Raw genomic sequence first — 15,253 nt, 5'->3', positions numbered from 1 at the left:
GTTGAAACGTCCCTCTTGAATTACGGACTGAACAGTCCATATTCAAGGGCAGACGAACAACAAGCCGATGGCCCCATGTCCCCACGTGCCGATCAGTCCCGCTCCAGCGCCGCCCATTCAGGGCCGGGTCGCCCGCGCGCCTATGACGAGGATCAGGTGCTCATGGCGGCACTCGAACTGTTTCGGCGTCAGGGCTTTGAAGCAACCTCGCTTGACGATCTCACTGGGGCCATGGGCATCAGCCGCTCATCGCTCTACGCCGCCTTTGGCTCCAAGCATGATGTGTTGCTGGCGGCCCTCAGAACCTACTCCGGCCGCGCGCTGACGGCGCTGCGCGCCATTGCGGCAGCGCCGGGGGGAGAAGCCGTGCCGGCCATGCTGGCGGCTCTGGCCAACCCGGTGAGCGGCAATCATGGCTGTCTTCTCGTCAACTGCATCACGGAACTGGCACCGCAGAACGAAGATGTCGCTGATCTTGGCCGCCGCCACCTCGAAGCCATCGAGCAGTTGATCGCCGAGACCTTGTCACCCGACGCACCTGCATTGGCGCTCGACAGGGCACGGGCGCTGACGGCGCTGGCCATCGGAACGCTGACCTTGCGCAAGTCCGGTCTGCCCGCCGACCATATCGACGCAGCGCTCGGCCAGGGACTGGCCGCACTGCTGCAGAGCCCGCTGGACGCCGCTGCCCGCCCGCCCTCCGGCTGACCCGTTCCAACGCCCTGCAAGCCCCTTAAGTCGGGCAGGCGTGTGGATAATATTGGACTGAACAGTCCAGAACAGTAACGAAATCGAACACGCAAGAAGGAAGTGCCGATGTCTGACAGCAAGCTGTATTCCCCGCTCAAGGCCGGTGCCATCGATATGGCGAACCGCATCGCCATGGCGCCGCTGACCCGCAACCGGGCCCTGCCGGATGGCGATATCCCGCATGCGCTCAATGTTGAATATTACGCGCAGCGCGCCAGCGCCGGCCTGCTCATCACCGAAGCTTCGCAGATTTCGCCGCAGGGCAAGGGCTATGCCTGGACGCCCGGCATCTATTCCGATGCGCAGGTCGAAGGCTGGAAGAAGGTGACCGAAGCGGTTCACGCCAAGGGCGGCAAGATCGTGATCCAGCTCTGGCATGTGGGCCGCATCTCGCACAACGTGCTGCAGCCGGGCGGCGTCGCCCCTGTCGCCCCCTCTGCCATTGCCGCCAAGTCCAAGACCTTTGACGGCACCGCCTTTGTCGACACCCCGATGCCACGTGCGCTGGAGACCTCGGAAATCGCCGGCATTGTCGCGGACTACGCAAAGGCCGCGAAGAACGCCATTGCCGCCGGCTTTGACGGTGTCGAGGTGCACGCGGCCAATGGCTATCTCGTCGACCAGTTCCTGCGCACCGGTTCCAACACCCGCACGGATGCTTACGGCGGCAGCCTGGAAAACCGCACCCGCTTCCTGCGCGAAGTGATGGACGCGGTCGTCGGTGCCATCGGCGCGGACCGGGTCGGCATCCGCCTCAGCCCGTTCTCCAACGCCAACGACATTTCCGACGCGAATCCGATGGAGACCTTTGGTGCCGCCATCGACATTCTCAACGGCTACGGCCTTGCCTATCTGCACATGGTCGAGGGCCAGACCGGTGGGCCGCGCGAGCTGGCACCGGGCCATGACATCAACGCCCTGCGCGCGCGCTTCAGCGGTGTCTATATCGCCAACAATGGCTACGACCGCGACAGCGCCATTGCCGCGGTCGAGAGTGGCCGCGCCGACATGATCGCGTTCGGCCGTCCGTTCATTTCCAATCCGGATCTGGTCGAACGTCTGAAGCAGAACGCCCCGCTCAATGAGCCGGACCGCACCACCTTCTATGGTGGCGGCGCTGAGGGCTACACGGACTACCCGGTACTGGGTGCCGAAAAGGCGGCCTGACCTTTCATCGCAGTTTCCGCCTGCCCGGTCCTCTCTGCGGGCAGGCAGACCGGCCCCGCAGCTGCCCCAGGCTGCGGGGCCTTTGCGTCGTTCATGGCGGAAGGCCGCAAAACCGTACCGCAGCGTACTCTTTTCCGCCTTTCTGCCCTTTCCCACTTTGGCAAAAGCTGGCACACCCTAATTATCAAGCCGTGCTGCAACGCCGGCTGCGGGAAGACGCTCCCGCAACAACAAAATTCGAGGGAGTTCCAGATGCCCCCCTATCGTTCCAGAACCACCACCCACGGCCGCAACATGGCGGGTGCGCGCGGCCTTTGGCGCGCCACCGGCATGAAGGACGAGGATTTCGGCAAGCCGATCATTGCCGTGGTCAACTCCTTCACCCAGTTCGTCCCCGGGCATGTGCACCTGAAGGATCTCGGCCAGCTCGTCGCGCGCGAGATCGAAAAGGCGGGCGGCGTTGCCAAGGAGTTCAACACCATCGCGGTCGATGACGGCATCGCCATGGGCCACGACGGCATGCTCTACTCGCTGCCGTCGCGCGAGATCATCTCCGACAGCGTCGAGTATATGGTCAACGCCCATTGCGCCGACGCCATGGTCTGCATTTCCAACTGCGACAAGATCACCCCGGGCATGCTCTCGGCCGCCATGCGGCTCAACATCCCGGCGGTCTTCGTCTCCGGTGGCCCGATGGAAGCAGGCAAAGTGGTCCTGCACGGCAAGACTGTCGCGCTGGATCTGGTCGATGCCATGGTCGCTGCCGCAGACGACAAGATTTCCGACGAGGACGTCAAGGTCATCGAGCGCTCGGCCTGCCCGACCTGTGGCTCCTGCTCGGGCATGTTCACGGCCAACTCGATGAACTGCCTCACCGAGGCGCTGGGCCTGTCCCTGCCGGGCAATGGCTCGACGCTGGCAACCCACGCCGACCGCAAGCGCCTGTTCATCGAGGCCGGCCATCTGATCGTGGATCTGGCGCGCCGCTACTACGAGCAGGATGACGCAAACGTCCTGCCGCGCACGATTGCCTCGAAGGCTGCGTTCGAGAATGCCATGGCGCTCGACATTGCCATGGGTGGCTCCACCAACACGGTGCTGCACATCCTGGCAGCCGCACATGAGGGCGGTGTCGACTTCACCATGGACGATATCGACCGTCTGTCGCGCAAGGTGCCGTGCCTGTCGAAGGTCGCGCCGGCCAAGCAGGACGTGCACATGGAAGACGTCCACCGCGCCGGCGGCATCATGCGCATCCTGGGTGAGCTGGACCGCGGCGGCCTGATCAACCGGGACTGCCCGACGGTTCATGCCGAGACGCTGGGACACGCCATCGACCGCTGGGACATCACCCGGACCAACTCGGAGAGCGTGCGCGAGTTCTTCAGGGCAGCGCCGGGCGGCGTGCCGACCCAGGTTGCCTTCAGCCAGTCCTCGCGCTGGGACGAGCTGGACACCGACCGCGAAGGCGGCGTCATCCGCTCGGTCGAACACCCGTTCTCCAAGGATGGTGGTCTTGCCGTGCTCTATGGCAACATCGCGCTGGATGGCTGCATCGTGAAGACGGCGGGCGTCGATGAATCAATTCTCAAGTTCACCGGTCCGGCCGTGGTGTTCGAAAGCCAGGACGCTGCCGTCAAGGGCATCCTTGGCAATGAGGTCAAGGCAGGTGACGTGGTGGTGATCCGCTACGAAGGCCCGAAGGGCGGCCCCGGCATGCAGGAAATGCTGTATCCGACCAGCTACCTGAAGTCGAAGGGCCTCGGCAAGGCCTGTGCGCTCATCACCGACGGCCGCTTCTCGGGTGGCACCTCGGGCCTCTCGATCGGCCACGCATCACCGGAGGCCGCTCAGGGCGGTGCCATTGGTCTGGTCCGTCAGGGCGACACCATCGAGATCGACATTCCGAACCGCACCATCAACCTGCTGGTCCCGGAAGCTGAACTCGCCACACGCCGCGCCGAGCAGGACAAGCTGGGCTGGAAGCCGGCCGAGTTCCGCAAGCGCAACGTGACCACGGCGCTGAAGGCCTATGCGGCCTTCGCCTCGTCGGCCGACAAGGGCGCGGTCCGCGTGCTGCCGGAGTAATCCGGACGGGCGGGCCTGTCCGTCCCACCGCAGATGCAATCAGATAAAAGGCCGGGCATTCGGAAGAATGCCCGGCCTTTTCATGTCCAGTGACAGGACGGTGCCAGTCGCGTGGTCAGGTCTTTGCCTGCCGCTGCCGGAACTCGGTCACGGGCAGCCCGCCGATGCCCCAGTTGTCGAGGTCGACTTCGTCAATCACCACGAAGGTGGTTTTGGGGTTCTTGCCAAGCACATCGGACAGCAGCGTGGTAACGCCTTCGATCAGCTGCGCCTTCTGGGCGGCGGTGACGCCCTCGCGGGTCACCTTGATGTTCACATAGGGCATGCCATGTGCCTTTTTGCCGTGAAGCCGTTCAGGGCTTCTTGGTGGAATCGAAAACCTTGGCGGCGATCCGCCAGCGCCGGTCCTGGCGCACGAAGGACAGGATGTCGGTGTAGTCGCGGCCAAGCAATGTCATCTGAACGATGGCTGTCGCGGCATCGGGACCTGCAATCGTGATCGAGACGATGCGGCCGTTGTTCGCTTCGCCGCGACTGGCGGGGGCTGGCCTTGCCGCCACGATGGGCAGGTAGTGGTCCATCGACCAGAAACGGACGTCGCCGCCTGTCGTCGATGCATAGAGCGCCTTGTCGTGAAAGACCGAGCCCAGCAGCTCCGCATCGCTGCGATTGAGCGCGTCGAAATAGGAAAGGATGACCGCTTTCAGGTCTTCCAGCGTCGTATCCATCTGAGCAGCCTGTTGTTACAGAGGAGGGGGAGGCACCGGACCGGGCGGGCCGGCACCTCAGAGGTATCAGGCGGCGACGAGGCCTTCTGCGACCAGTGCGTCCTGCACCGGCTTGCGTGCGCCAACGCGCTCCAGATAGGCAACGAGAACCGGCCACGGTGACAGGTCGACCTGGACGACGCGTGTCCAGCTCAGCACGGTGAAGAGGTAGGCATCGGCCACCGTAAAGGTGTCGCCCATCACATAAGGGCGGCCATCGGCAAACAGTCGGTCGAAATGCTTGAACTTGACGCCAAGCGTGTCGATGGCAGCCGTGCGTGCATCGCCCTCGGCGCCACGGAACAGCGGTGAGAAGGACTTGTGCAGTTCGGCTGAGATAAAATTGAGCTGGCGGTGCAGCTGGGTGCGTTCCCAGGAACCCGGTGCCGGAGCAAGTTTCGACTGCGGGTGCTGGTCGGCCAGATACTGCAGGATGGCGACCCCTTCTGTGATGATTTCGCCATTGTCCAGCTGCAGCGCCGGCACATAGCCGTCCGGGTTGATGTCATAGAAATTGGCACCCGACCCGGTCACCTTGGTCTTGGTGTCGACGCGTTCGCTGTCAAAGCCGAGATCGAGTTCGCGAAGGACGATATGCGTGGCAAGCGAGCAGGCGCCGGGGGAGAAGTAAAGCTTCATCTCATACTCCGTGGGGTTCGGATGCGGACGAAACGCTGTCCGCGCTGCCCATGTAGGAGGTGATGGTTACTTTTGTAAACCAGGGTACGATAGGTTACGACGAGAATGGGATTACCAACCGGTAACTCCAAGGCTCGCCACCTGTCACAGGAGCATCACGATGGCTTTGAAGCTGCGTAAGAACCGGACGCCGCATCCACCGGGCAACTGCCCCTTGAGTGACTGCATGTCCCTGCTTGGCGGGGCATGGACACCGAACATCATCTGGTATCTGTCCGGCGGGCCGCGCCGGTTCAGCGAGTTGCGCGTGGACATTCCCCCGATCTCGGCCAAGGTCCTGACCGAGCGCCTGCGCCAGCTGGAGGAGCAAGGCGTGGTTCAGCGTAAGGTTATGCCGACGTCGCCGCCTTCGGTTGAATATGCTTTGACCGATCTTGGGCTAGAGCTCATTCCTGCGATCCAGGCGATCGCCCATGTCTCGAAGAAATTGCGGCATCGCAGGCTGGAGCGCGTTGATCCGGCTGATCTCGGCTGACTGCGGAACCGACATGACTGAGTCAATGCAAAGGTTTGCCTCGAGGCATTGACGTTGCAAATGAAGACCGTAACGTAAGGACTGGCAGCTCAGTCCTCCGGTGGCGTGAGCCGGATCGGGGAGGGCGCATGAAACTCGTACTGAAGGCTGTGAACAGTCTGGTGAAGCGCACCCGCGTGGTGCGCGAACTGCGCGAGGACATCGAGTTTCTCAAGGCGCAGATCCGCCAGGCGGATCAGCCAGTCGAACTTGCCGGCGGGGTGCTGATGCATTTGCCGGACCTCGCCGATGATGCGTTGCAACGGGACATTTTCCGGGCACGGAACTTCACCGCCCGCACGGAACTGGCAGTTGCTGATCGCTACCTGCCCGAGGCTGCCGTCATCCTCGACATTGGAGCGAACATCGGCAACCACGCGCTCTACTGGGCGTTTCACCGCAAGGCGCGGCGTCTTGTCTGTTTCGAACCGGCGCCGGCAAACCATGCCCTTTTGCGCCGAAACATCGCTGCAAACGGCTTCGGCGACCGGATCGAGGCACATCAGATCGCTCTTGGCGCCGAGGATGGCCGCGCGCGGGTGGCGCATTTCACCGCCCGCAACAGCGGGGCTGCGGTCATGGCTGCGGACCCGGATGGTGATCTCCGACTGGCTCGCCTGGATACGCTTGCAGAGGATCTGGCTCTCGATCACGTGGATCTGGTGAAGATTGACGTCGAAGGCTTCGAGGCTGCTGTCCTGCAAGGCGCACGGATGTTTCTTGCACGCCACCGCCCCGTGATCTTCATCGAAATCTTCGAAGCCAATCACGCCGAGGTCAGCCTGGTTCTTCAAAGCCTCGGCTATCGCGAAGCGGAGCGCACCGGCATCTGGGACTATGTCTTCGTTCCCGGCAACGCGCCCAACCTCGGCTGACCTGCTTCAGGACGCCAGATCAGTCAGTTCGGCGCGCGCCCTCAGCACCATGCCGAACAGGTCGCGCGGATCATCGGGATCCGCCAGAAGGTCCAGCATTTCATAGGCCTGCACCCGGCCGATCAGCGATTTCAGATAGCGCAGCGCCGAAAAATCCTCGACTGCGAAACCGACGGAATCGAACAGCGTGATCTGCCGCTCGGACGTCCTGCCCTCGGCGGCGCCGGTCATGACCTGCCACAGCTCTGTCACCGGGTGGGTTGGGCGCAACTGCTGGATCTCGCCCTCGATCCGGGTCTGTGGTGTGTATTCGACAAAAATATCGGACCGCAGCAGGATATCCCGGTGCAACTCGGTCTTGCCGGGGCAGTCGCCGCCGACGGCGTTGATGTGCTGTCCCGAGGCGACCATGTTGTCGGTGAGGATCGTGGCAAGCTGCTTGTCGGCCGTCGCCGTGGTGATGATGTCGACGCCCTCGACGGCGGCTTCCGGGGCGGTGCAGACGGTAACATCCAGCCCGAAGCCGGAGAGATTGCGGGCGCAGCGCAGGCTGGCCGCACGATCGATGTCATAGAGCCGCAGCCGGTCGACGCCGAGCAGGGTCTTGAAGGCGAGCGCCTGGAATTCGGATTGCGCGCCATTGCCGATCAGGGCCATGGACCGGGCCGTCTTCGGTGCCAGGTATTTGGCGGCGACCGCCGACATTGCCGCCGTTCGTAGCGCAGTCAGCAGGGTCATCTCGGTGATCAGCACCGGATAACCGGTCTGGACTTCCGCCATTACGCCGAAGGCGGTCACCGTCTGGCGGCCGGTCTGCGTGTTTTTAGGATGGCCGTTCACGTATTTGAAGCCGTAGGAGACGTCATCCGATGTCGGCATCAGCTCAATGACGCCTTCGCGCGAGTGGGACGCCACGCGCGGCGTCTTGTCGAACAGAGGCCAGCGGCGGAAGTCTTCCTCGATGAAGCCGGCAAGCTCGGTCAGGAAGGTTTCAATGCCGATGGTGTTGACCAGTCGCAGCATGTTTTCAACGCTGACGAAGGGCACGAGAGCAAGTTTTGACGGGGCATAGGCCATGATCAGAAACTCCGGGTCGGACGGTCCATGATGCGCCGGCCGAACAGGCTGGCTGTCAGATCGACCATCAGCCGCGCGGTGCGGCCCCGGTCGTCCAGGAAGGGGTTGAGTTCGACGAGATCGAGCGAGGTGACGAGGCCGCTGTCATGCAGCATCTCCATCACCAGATGCGCCTCGCGGAACGTGACGCCGCCGGGCACTGTCGTGCCCACGGCCGGCGCGATATCCGGATCGATGAAATCGACGTCGAGGCTGACATGCAAAAGGCCGTTTGCGGCGGCGCAGCGGTCCAGGAACGGCCCGAGCAGCCGGGCGATACCGGTCTCGTCAATGGCCCGCATGTCATGCGCTGTCACACCGAGATCCTTGATCATGCGCCGTTCCGGTGGATCGACCGACCTGAGGCCGAGAAGGCAAAGATTGGCCGGATCCACCGTGTGCTTGAGCGGTTCGCCCATCAGGACGTCAAAGCCCGGCAGTCCGCAGGCAAAGGCGAGCGGAGTGCCATGCAGATTGCCGCTGACGGTGCTTTCGAACGTGTTGAAGTCGGAGTGCGCGTCTAGCCACAGCACGAACAGCGGGCGCCCGAGCCTTGCGGCTGCGGCGGCGTGGCCGGCCAGCGTGCCGAGCGCCAGCGCATGATCACCGCCCATGTAGATCGGCAGCTGTGGCCCCATGGCCAGCTCTTCAGCGTGGCGGGCAAGGCTGCGCGTCCAGCCGGCGACCTTGCGCAGGTGCTTCAGCTTCGGATCGTCACCAGGAACATCAAGCGCGGCATCCGGTGCGGCATCGCCAAGATCGGTGACCATGAGGCCAAGCGCCTCCAACTCCTCGACAAGACCGGCCGTGCGATAGGCGGCAGGGCCCATCACGCAGCCCCGTCGTCCGGCGCCTTCCTCGATCGGCGCACCCAGCAGGGCGATTGAGCGCAAGGGATCCTCCATCCGCAGCAGCTGACATTTCTAAATAGAATGACTGACAAAAGCGGCGGAAAGAACTTGGATAAGCGCCCAAAATGCGCGTATCTTTGCGCAGATTGAAAAGTGCGTTCGAGCAAAATGGAAAAATCATGCTGGATGAGACCGATCGGGCACTGATCGCGGCCCTGCGCCAGGATGGTCGTCGGTCGATTTCGGATCTGGCGCTCGATCTGGATCTGTCCCGCGCGACCATTCGCAGCCGGCTTGACCGGCTGATCGCCACTGGAGAGATCCAGGGTTTTACCGCTGTTCTGCGCAACGAAGCGCAGGACCTGCCGATCCGGGCAGTGATGCTGCTGGCCATCGAAGGCAAGCGCTCTGACGGCGTCATCCGGCGCATTACCGGAATGCCGGAAGCCCGTGCAATCCATTCAACGAACGGTCGCTGGGACCTGGTCATTGATCTTGCCACTCCCGATCTTGCCAGTTTCGATGCAGCGCTCAATCGCATTCGCATGATCGAAGGTGTCGCCGCGACGGAGACCAGCCTGATGCTGGCGACCTTGAAGGCGCGGCCACGGTAGTCAGGGGGAGTTTTTCACGGGGCTGGGAAACGCGCGCGCAGGGAACGGCCCTTGGGGCTGTCCCACAAGGCGATGAGGCCATCGCGCAGCGCGGCTTGAGCCGGATCGCCCAGGGAAGCGGACGCGATGGTTCGTCTGAGCCGCGAAGCACGCACGCCCTCGTTGGCGACATAGTCGACCAGATCCGGATTGGCCTTGTAGCGCGCCTCGCTCATGGTCTTGCCGAACTTGTCGAGGATCTCGTTGCGCGAGTTGGTGCGTGGCACCGCCTTGTGATGCAGCGCCACCACCTGCCAGTCGCGATTGAACACGGGCGAACCGGAACTGCCGCGCTCCGTATCGCCGGAGTACCAGCAGAACTGGTCGTCAGGTGAGGCATTGTCGACGATGAGGAAATAGCTGTTGTGCAGGGCAATTGTTTTCGGCCGGCCTTGCGGGTGCTGCACGATGGCAACCGGATGGCCCTCGAGGATCTTGCCTTCCTCATGCAGCGGGTGCCAGCCGAAGCTGTCGAGGGACACGCCCAGATCGCTTTGCGCCGACAGGGCGACCAGGGTGAAATCATGCTCGGAATCCGTCAGCCAGAACCGGGCCGGTTCAAGAGCAAAGTCTGCCGGAACGCTGGGCGTTCCGAACTTTTGCTCCTCGTGACCAAAGGTGACCACCGTTGCTCCGGCGAGCGCTGGGGCCGGAAGGACATGGTGATTGGTGAGGAGCAGGCGATCTCCGACGAGGAAGCCCGTGCCGAAAAGGCCGGTTCCCATGATCTCGATCCGCCCCACGGCGCGCGCCGCCAGCAGCCCGGCCTCAAGGAACTCGATGGACAAGAGATCGTTGGTGCCGATCAGGGCTTCCTGGCCCGTTGTGATATCAGCCCGGGCCGCCGCACGTTCCGGCAGGATGGCGCGGCTGGTGGCCTCGACATAGCGGGTGATGCGGGCTTTGGTTTCGGTCGGAGAAACCAGACCGCGCCGGGCGAAGGTCTTCGATTTTGCGAGGGCCGGCAGGCGGTCACGGACGCGTTTGGCGGCCGCTTCCATGAGGCTGTCGCCTAGGTGTTCCAGCGAAATACCCATGATCGCTCCTTCGCAGGTCATATGATGCGTATTGCGCGCCCTGCAATTCAGAGTTTAGGATGTTCCGCAGCGGCAGGCTAGTCCTTGCCGAGGCGCCACCGGCAGTCCGGCAGACGCCGGTACGTGCTCCTCGGGAGGAACGCATGGCAAAGAAAATCAGCTATCCGGACTATCTCGCTCTCCTGACCGACCCTGCAACGACCGACGAACAGATTCTTGCTGTGTCGGTCGTGCGCAAGGGACGCGGCGGCTTTGACTTCGAACTGCGGCCTGACCCGAAGAAAGTCGTCATGACGCCGGATCTCGAAGAACTCGAGAATGCGCTGCAGATCGGCAACAGCGTCTCGCGCTGGCGCCGTCAGGTGACCTTCCGCAACCGGCTGAACGCTGGCGAAAAGCTGCCCGTTCTGGTCGAGGAGGGGGACAGCTGGCATCAGTTTCCCTTGCTGGTGAAGGACGTCATCGACCAGCTCGGCAAGGACTATCTCATTTATTCCGTTGGAGCTGCGGGCGACACGGCGCAGAACATGGTCTATGGCCCTACCGGGGACAACGGGACCGAGTATCTGGCGGCCTTGTGGACGCAGCGAAAGCACGTCAAGGGGTTCCTCTTCTCCGCCGCTGGAAATGACATCATCGGTGAGGATCCGGAAACCGGCGTGGCCGTGCTGCATGACATGCTGAAGAACTTCAACGGCAATGTCACGGACGTCGCCGGGCACATCAACATGGCGGTGCTGGCCCAGAAGATCGCCTATCTCGACGAGGCCTATCGGCATGTCATTGGCAACATCCGCCAGTACAAGGAGTTCGCCAAGGTTCCGATTTTCATACACGGCTATGATTACGCGTTTCCGTATCCGGACAGTCCCGACGATCCGCGCAAGCCGAAACACGCCAAGAAGAACGAGTGGCTTGGCGAACCACTCGATGCGCGCAAGATCAAGGACCGCGACTTGCGCCGGAACATCATCAAGTTCCTGGTCGATGCGCTCTACGACATGCTCAGTGATGTCGCCGGCGATCCGAAACAGACCAACATCTGGCTGGTCGACTGTCGTGGGGCCATGTCGGACGTCGCCGACTGGATCGACGAGATCCACGGCACCGACGACGGCTTTGCCAAGGTAGCCGCCCGGTTCAGAAAGGTGCTGAAGAAGGCCGGTGTCAGCTGACTGGATGTCCGGGAGGGAAGGGGCTGAGTTAAGATATCCGGACCGGCGATGATCCCGAAGGGTTGTATAGCCGTAAGCCAGATGCCAGATCAGAAGGCGTTTCTCAACTCAGCCCGCATCTTGGGCCAAAATGGCTGGTTTATGGATTCCCTCTCGCAGTTTGTTCTCGGCGCCGCCGTGTCCGCCCTTGTCATCGGTCCGAAGGTTGGCGCGCGCAAGGCGGCGTTGATTGGCGGTGTGCTTGGCACCTTGCCGGACCTCGATGTCCTCATCCCCTTTGCCGATCCGGTGGACAGCTTCGTCTATCACCGCGGCTGGACCCATTCGCTGTTTGTGCATGCCCTGGCCGCTCCGTTGCTGGGCGAGGGGTTGGTGCGGCTGTTCAAGGGCCTGCGCGAGGCACGGCTCCTGGCCATGCTGACGGTATTCCTGTGCCTGTCGACACATGCCTTGCTGGACGCCATGACGATCTACGGCACGCGTCTGTTCTGGCCGGTCTTCCCCGATCCGGTCGGCGTCGGCTCGGTGTTCATCGCGGATCCGCTCTATACGCTGCCGCTCCTGGCTGTGACCGTCTGGGCGCTGGTCCGCTCCGGCTGGAGCCGGGCGCTTGGCCGGGGTGTCGCGGTGGCCCTGGTGCTCAGCACGGCCTATCTCGGCTGGGGTGTCGTCATCCAGTCACAGATGGAGGCGCGGGCACGTGAGGTCTTTGCCGCTCGCGGGATCGTACCCGAGCAGGTGCTTGCGATTGCCGGTCCCTTCAATACGGTGATGTGGAAGGTCATCGCCCTGGAGGATGAGGCCTATCACAATGTCTACCTGTCGCTGGTCGACGGGCCAGATCCGGTGCCAGTCTACACCCATCCCCGCCGTCCGGACCTTGCCGCCTGCGTTGCAGGCAGCGATGCCTATGCCAAGCTCGCCTGGTTCAGCCGTGGCTTCCTGAAAGCCGAAGAGCGCGACGGGCGTCTTGTCGTCTCGGACCTGCGCATGGGCATGACCCCGGACTATGTGTTCCAATTTGCCCTGGCGGATCTGCGCGACGGCGCAGCGAGCGGCATCCCGGCCGAGCGCGACCTGAGCCACCGGCGCATGGGTGAGGGCGACGGCGGCTGGCTCTGGGCCCGCATCACCGGCCGCCCGGCTGACCGGCTGGCGGAGTTGACCGGGGCACCGCTCCAGCCGGCGGGACCGCTGATCTGTCAGGCAGCCCCCGCTGCTGGCACGCCGGGCTGACGTTTCGGTTCAACAGCCCTCAGCGCTCCACCGTCATCCTCGGCCTTGTGCCGAGGATCTATACAAGTCAATGACTTGCAGATGGTCAGGACAAGCCCGGCCATAACGGAAGGGAGGCATACCTGACTTGACATCAGGCATCAGGTACTCCGCGCCTTCACCAGCCGCGTGACCACGTTCTCGATGATCTTGTGGCCGCCATCCTGATCGAGTGACATGATGCTCTCGGGATGGAACTGCACGGCAGCAATCGGTTCCAGCTCGTGCTCGATCGCCATGATGACGCCATCCTCGGTTTCCGCCGTGATGCGGAACTCCTTCGGCAGCTTGTCCTTCCTCGCATAGAGCGAGTGGTAGCGGCCGACGATGACCGGCGACGTCAGCCCCTCGAACAGCAGCGAGTTGCCGAGGATCGAGATCGGCGACGGCTTGCCGTGCATCGGCACGTCGAGCTGGCCCAGTTCCCCGCCCAGCCCCTCGGCCAGCGCCTGCAGCCCGAGGCAGACACCGAAAATCGGCAGCGCCCGTGCCCGCGCCCTGCCGATGGTGGCCGCGCAATCGAAGTCCTTCGGGCTGCCCGGTCCCGGCGACAGCACGACCAGATCCGGATTGACGTCGTGGAAAACGTGGTCGGCCACCGGTGTGCGGTAGGTGACGACATCGGCCCCGGTCTGGCGGAAGTAGTTGGCCAGCGTGTGGACGAAGCTGTCCTCGTGGTCGACGAGCAGGATCTTCAGCCCCTTGCCGGGCTTTGCAGCCTTCACCGTCTCAGCCGCCTTGACGGCAAGCCCGGCCTCGCGCACGGCCGCGCGCATCGCCTCAGCCTTCAGTTCGGTCTCAGCCTCTTCCTCTTCCGGCACGCTGTCATAGAGCAGTGTCGCGCCGGCGCGGATCTGGGCGACACCATCCTTGATGCGCACGGTGCGCAGCGTCAGGCCGGTGTTCATGTCGCCGTTGAACAGCACCGCGCCGATGGCCCCGCCATACCAGGCGCGCGGGCTCTTCTCGTTGGCCTCGATGAACTCCATCGCCCATCGCTTCGGCGCGCCGGTCACCGTGACCGCCCAGGCATGCGACAGGAAGGCGTCGAGCGCGTCCATATCCTCGCGCAGGATGCCCTCGATGTGGTCCACGGTGTGGATGAGGCGGGAGTACATCTCGATCTGGCGGCGGCCGATCACCTTGACCGAGCCCGGCACGCAGACGCGGCTCTTGTCGTTGCGGTCGACGTCCGAGCACATCGTCAGCTCGGCCTCGTCCTTGGCCGAGTTCAGGAGCTTGCGGATCTGCGCCTCGTCCTCGATGGCGTTCTTGCCGCGCCGGATGGTGCCGGAGATCGGGCAGGTCTCGACACGCCGGCCGCCGGTCACGCGGACATACATTTCCGGTGATGCGCCAACGAGATATTCCCGGTTGCCGAGATTGAAGAAGAAGGAATAGGGCGACGGGTTGATCTGCTGCAGCCGGCGCGAGACGGCCGACGGCGGGTTGGCGCAGGGCTCGTAGAAGGTCTGGCCCGGCACGGTCTCGAACAGGTCCCCGCGCTTGAAGTACTCCTTCGCCCGGTCGACGATCCTGGCATATTCGCCCGGCTCATGGTCGCCGCGGCCCGGATCCTCGTTGGCCGGCTGGTAATGCTGCTTCTCGCCGTCGCGCGGCAGGCCGCGGGTCGTCTGGCCGTCGACCTCGAAGTCATACTCCAGCACATAGGCGCGCTTGGCGTGGTGGTCGACGATCAGGATCTCGTCGGGCAGGAACAGGATGACGTCGCGCTGGTCGTCCGGACGTTTCAGCTTCAGCTCGATCGGCTCGAACTGGAAGGCAAGGTCGTAGCCGAAGGCACCGTAAAGGCCGAGCTGGTCATCGTCGCAGGCAAACAGCTCCTTCAGGGCGCGCACGACCGAGAAGGTGGACGGCTGGCGCGAGCGGTCTTCCTCGCGGAACGGCCCGTCCGGGGTCTTGACGACGAGATCGATGCGGCCGTCGCTTTCCGTGAGAGAGGCGACATCCGCGTGGGCCTTGAGGACGCGTGTGACCACCGGCATCAGGATGCGGCCACGCCCGTTGAGCGCCCGGATCGAGACATTGCGGTCGGCGGCTTCCAGCACCAGCGGCGGATTGACCAGCGCCATGTCCCAGCGCGTGTAGCGGCCCGGGTATTCATAGGAGGAGGAGAGGACGGCGCCGCGCTCGGCGTCGAGCCGGTCGATCCAGTCGGAGGTGCCGGAAGCATAGTCGGAGGGACGGGAGCTGCGGGTGATGGTCACCCCGCCTGCGGTCTTGAAGATCTGCTGAGCCGATGCCGGCATTCCGGTTTCCTCCACG

General features: G+C 63.6%; 15 protein-coding genes. 8 read left to right on the top strand and 7 right to left on the bottom strand.

Features of this window, described 5'->3' with window-relative positions; translation table 11 throughout:
* Positions 1–75: 75 nt before the first annotated feature.
* The 3 genes from ACTIFE_RS14665 (at position 76) to ilvD (ending at position 4,005) form a co-directional block, all read left to right on the top strand.
* The gene (locus ACTIFE_RS14665; protein WP_439529903.1) at positions 76–708 is read left to right on the top strand and encodes a TetR/AcrR family transcriptional regulator; all 633 of its coding nucleotides are present in this window, start codon (positions 76–78) and stop codon (positions 706–708) included.
* 108 nt (positions 709–816) lie between these two features.
* The gene (locus ACTIFE_RS14660; protein WP_439529902.1) at positions 817–1,917 is read left to right on the top strand and encodes an alkene reductase; all 1,101 of its coding nucleotides are present in this window, start codon (positions 817–819) and stop codon (positions 1,915–1,917) included.
* A gap of 252 nt (positions 1,918–2,169) precedes the next feature.
* On the top strand, positions 2,170–4,005 hold the full coding sequence (ilvD, locus tag ACTIFE_RS14655; protein WP_439529901.1) for a dihydroxy-acid dehydratase: 1,836 nt from the start codon (positions 2,170–2,172) through the stop codon (positions 4,003–4,005).
* Between the two features lie 115 nt (positions 4,006–4,120).
* Here ilvD and ACTIFE_RS14650 read toward each other — a convergent pair whose 3' ends face one another.
* From ACTIFE_RS14650 to gstA, 3 genes are all read right to left on the bottom strand, one after another.
* Positions 4,121–4,330 (bottom strand): tautomerase family protein, encoded by a 210-nt coding sequence (locus ACTIFE_RS14650; protein WP_439529900.1) that lies wholly within the window; start codon positions 4,328–4,330, stop codon positions 4,121–4,123.
* A 28-nt stretch (positions 4,331–4,358) separates the two neighbouring features.
* A complete protein-coding gene (locus tag ACTIFE_RS14645) occupies positions 4,359–4,733 on the bottom strand; it encodes a nuclear transport factor 2 family protein (protein ID WP_439529899.1) in 375 nt (124 codons plus the stop codon).
* A 66-nt stretch (positions 4,734–4,799) separates the two neighbouring features.
* Positions 4,800–5,411, bottom strand: a complete 612-nt coding sequence (gene gstA, locus ACTIFE_RS14640; protein WP_439529898.1) for a glutathione transferase GstA — start codon at positions 5,409–5,411, stop codon at positions 4,800–4,802.
* Between the two features lie 160 nt (positions 5,412–5,571).
* Here gstA and ACTIFE_RS14635 point away from each other — a divergent pair, with 160 nt between their 5' ends.
* On the top strand, positions 5,572–5,946 hold the full coding sequence (locus tag ACTIFE_RS14635; RefSeq protein WP_439529897.1) for a winged helix-turn-helix transcriptional regulator: 375 nt from the start codon (positions 5,572–5,574) through the stop codon (positions 5,944–5,946).
* A gap of 128 nt (positions 5,947–6,074) precedes the next feature.
* Complete coding sequence (locus ACTIFE_RS14630) at positions 6,075–6,860, top strand: FkbM family methyltransferase (protein WP_439529896.1); 786 nt, start codon at positions 6,075–6,077, stop codon at positions 6,858–6,860.
* A gap of 6 nt (positions 6,861–6,866) precedes the next feature.
* Here ACTIFE_RS14630 and ACTIFE_RS14625 read toward each other — a convergent pair whose 3' ends face one another.
* Positions 6,867–7,937: an ornithine cyclodeaminase gene (locus tag ACTIFE_RS14625; RefSeq protein ID WP_439529895.1), complete on the bottom strand. Its 1,071-nt coding sequence runs from the start codon at positions 7,935–7,937 to the stop codon at positions 6,867–6,869.
* 2 nt (positions 7,938–7,939) lie between these two features.
* Positions 7,940–8,881 carry an arginase gene (gene rocF, locus ACTIFE_RS14620; protein ID WP_439529894.1) on the bottom strand — a complete coding sequence of 314 codons (942 nt, stop codon included), beginning with the start codon at positions 8,879–8,881 and terminating at the stop codon, positions 7,940–7,942.
* A gap of 125 nt (positions 8,882–9,006) precedes the next feature.
* Between rocF and ACTIFE_RS14615 the strand changes: the two genes are divergently transcribed.
* Complete coding sequence (locus ACTIFE_RS14615; RefSeq protein ID WP_439529893.1) at positions 9,007–9,441, top strand: Lrp/AsnC family transcriptional regulator; 435 nt, start codon at positions 9,007–9,009, stop codon at positions 9,439–9,441.
* Between the two features lie 14 nt (positions 9,442–9,455).
* Here the strand turns inward: ACTIFE_RS14615 and ACTIFE_RS14610 are convergent, their stop codons facing one another.
* Complete coding sequence (locus ACTIFE_RS14610) at positions 9,456–10,517, bottom strand: trypsin-like serine peptidase (protein ID WP_439529892.1); 1,062 nt, start codon at positions 10,515–10,517, stop codon at positions 9,456–9,458.
* 143 nt (positions 10,518–10,660) lie between these two features.
* Here ACTIFE_RS14610 and ACTIFE_RS14605 point away from each other — a divergent pair, with 143 nt between their 5' ends.
* Both ACTIFE_RS14605 and ACTIFE_RS14600 read left to right on the top strand, forming a co-directional pair.
* Positions 10,661–11,692, top strand: a complete 1,032-nt coding sequence (locus tag ACTIFE_RS14605) for a hypothetical protein (protein WP_439529891.1) — start codon at positions 10,661–10,663, stop codon at positions 11,690–11,692.
* A gap of 141 nt (positions 11,693–11,833) precedes the next feature.
* Entirely contained in the window at positions 11,834–12,928 is a 1,095-nt protein-coding gene (locus tag ACTIFE_RS14600) for a metal-dependent hydrolase (protein ID WP_439529890.1), read from the top strand.
* A 140-nt stretch (positions 12,929–13,068) separates the two neighbouring features.
* Here ACTIFE_RS14600 and ACTIFE_RS14595 read toward each other — a convergent pair whose 3' ends face one another.
* On the bottom strand, positions 13,069–15,237 hold the full coding sequence (locus ACTIFE_RS14595) for an anthranilate synthase (RefSeq protein ID WP_439529889.1): 2,169 nt from the start codon (positions 15,235–15,237) through the stop codon (positions 13,069–13,071).
* Between the last annotated feature and the right edge of the window lie 16 nt (positions 15,238–15,253).

It is taken from the genome of Pannonibacter sp. (assembly GCF_051860505.1).
Lineage (GTDB): Bacteria > Pseudomonadota > Alphaproteobacteria > Rhizobiales > Stappiaceae > Pannonibacter.
Note: the sequence above shows the minus strand (reverse complement) of the source record. Positions and strands in the feature narration are given on the sequence as shown.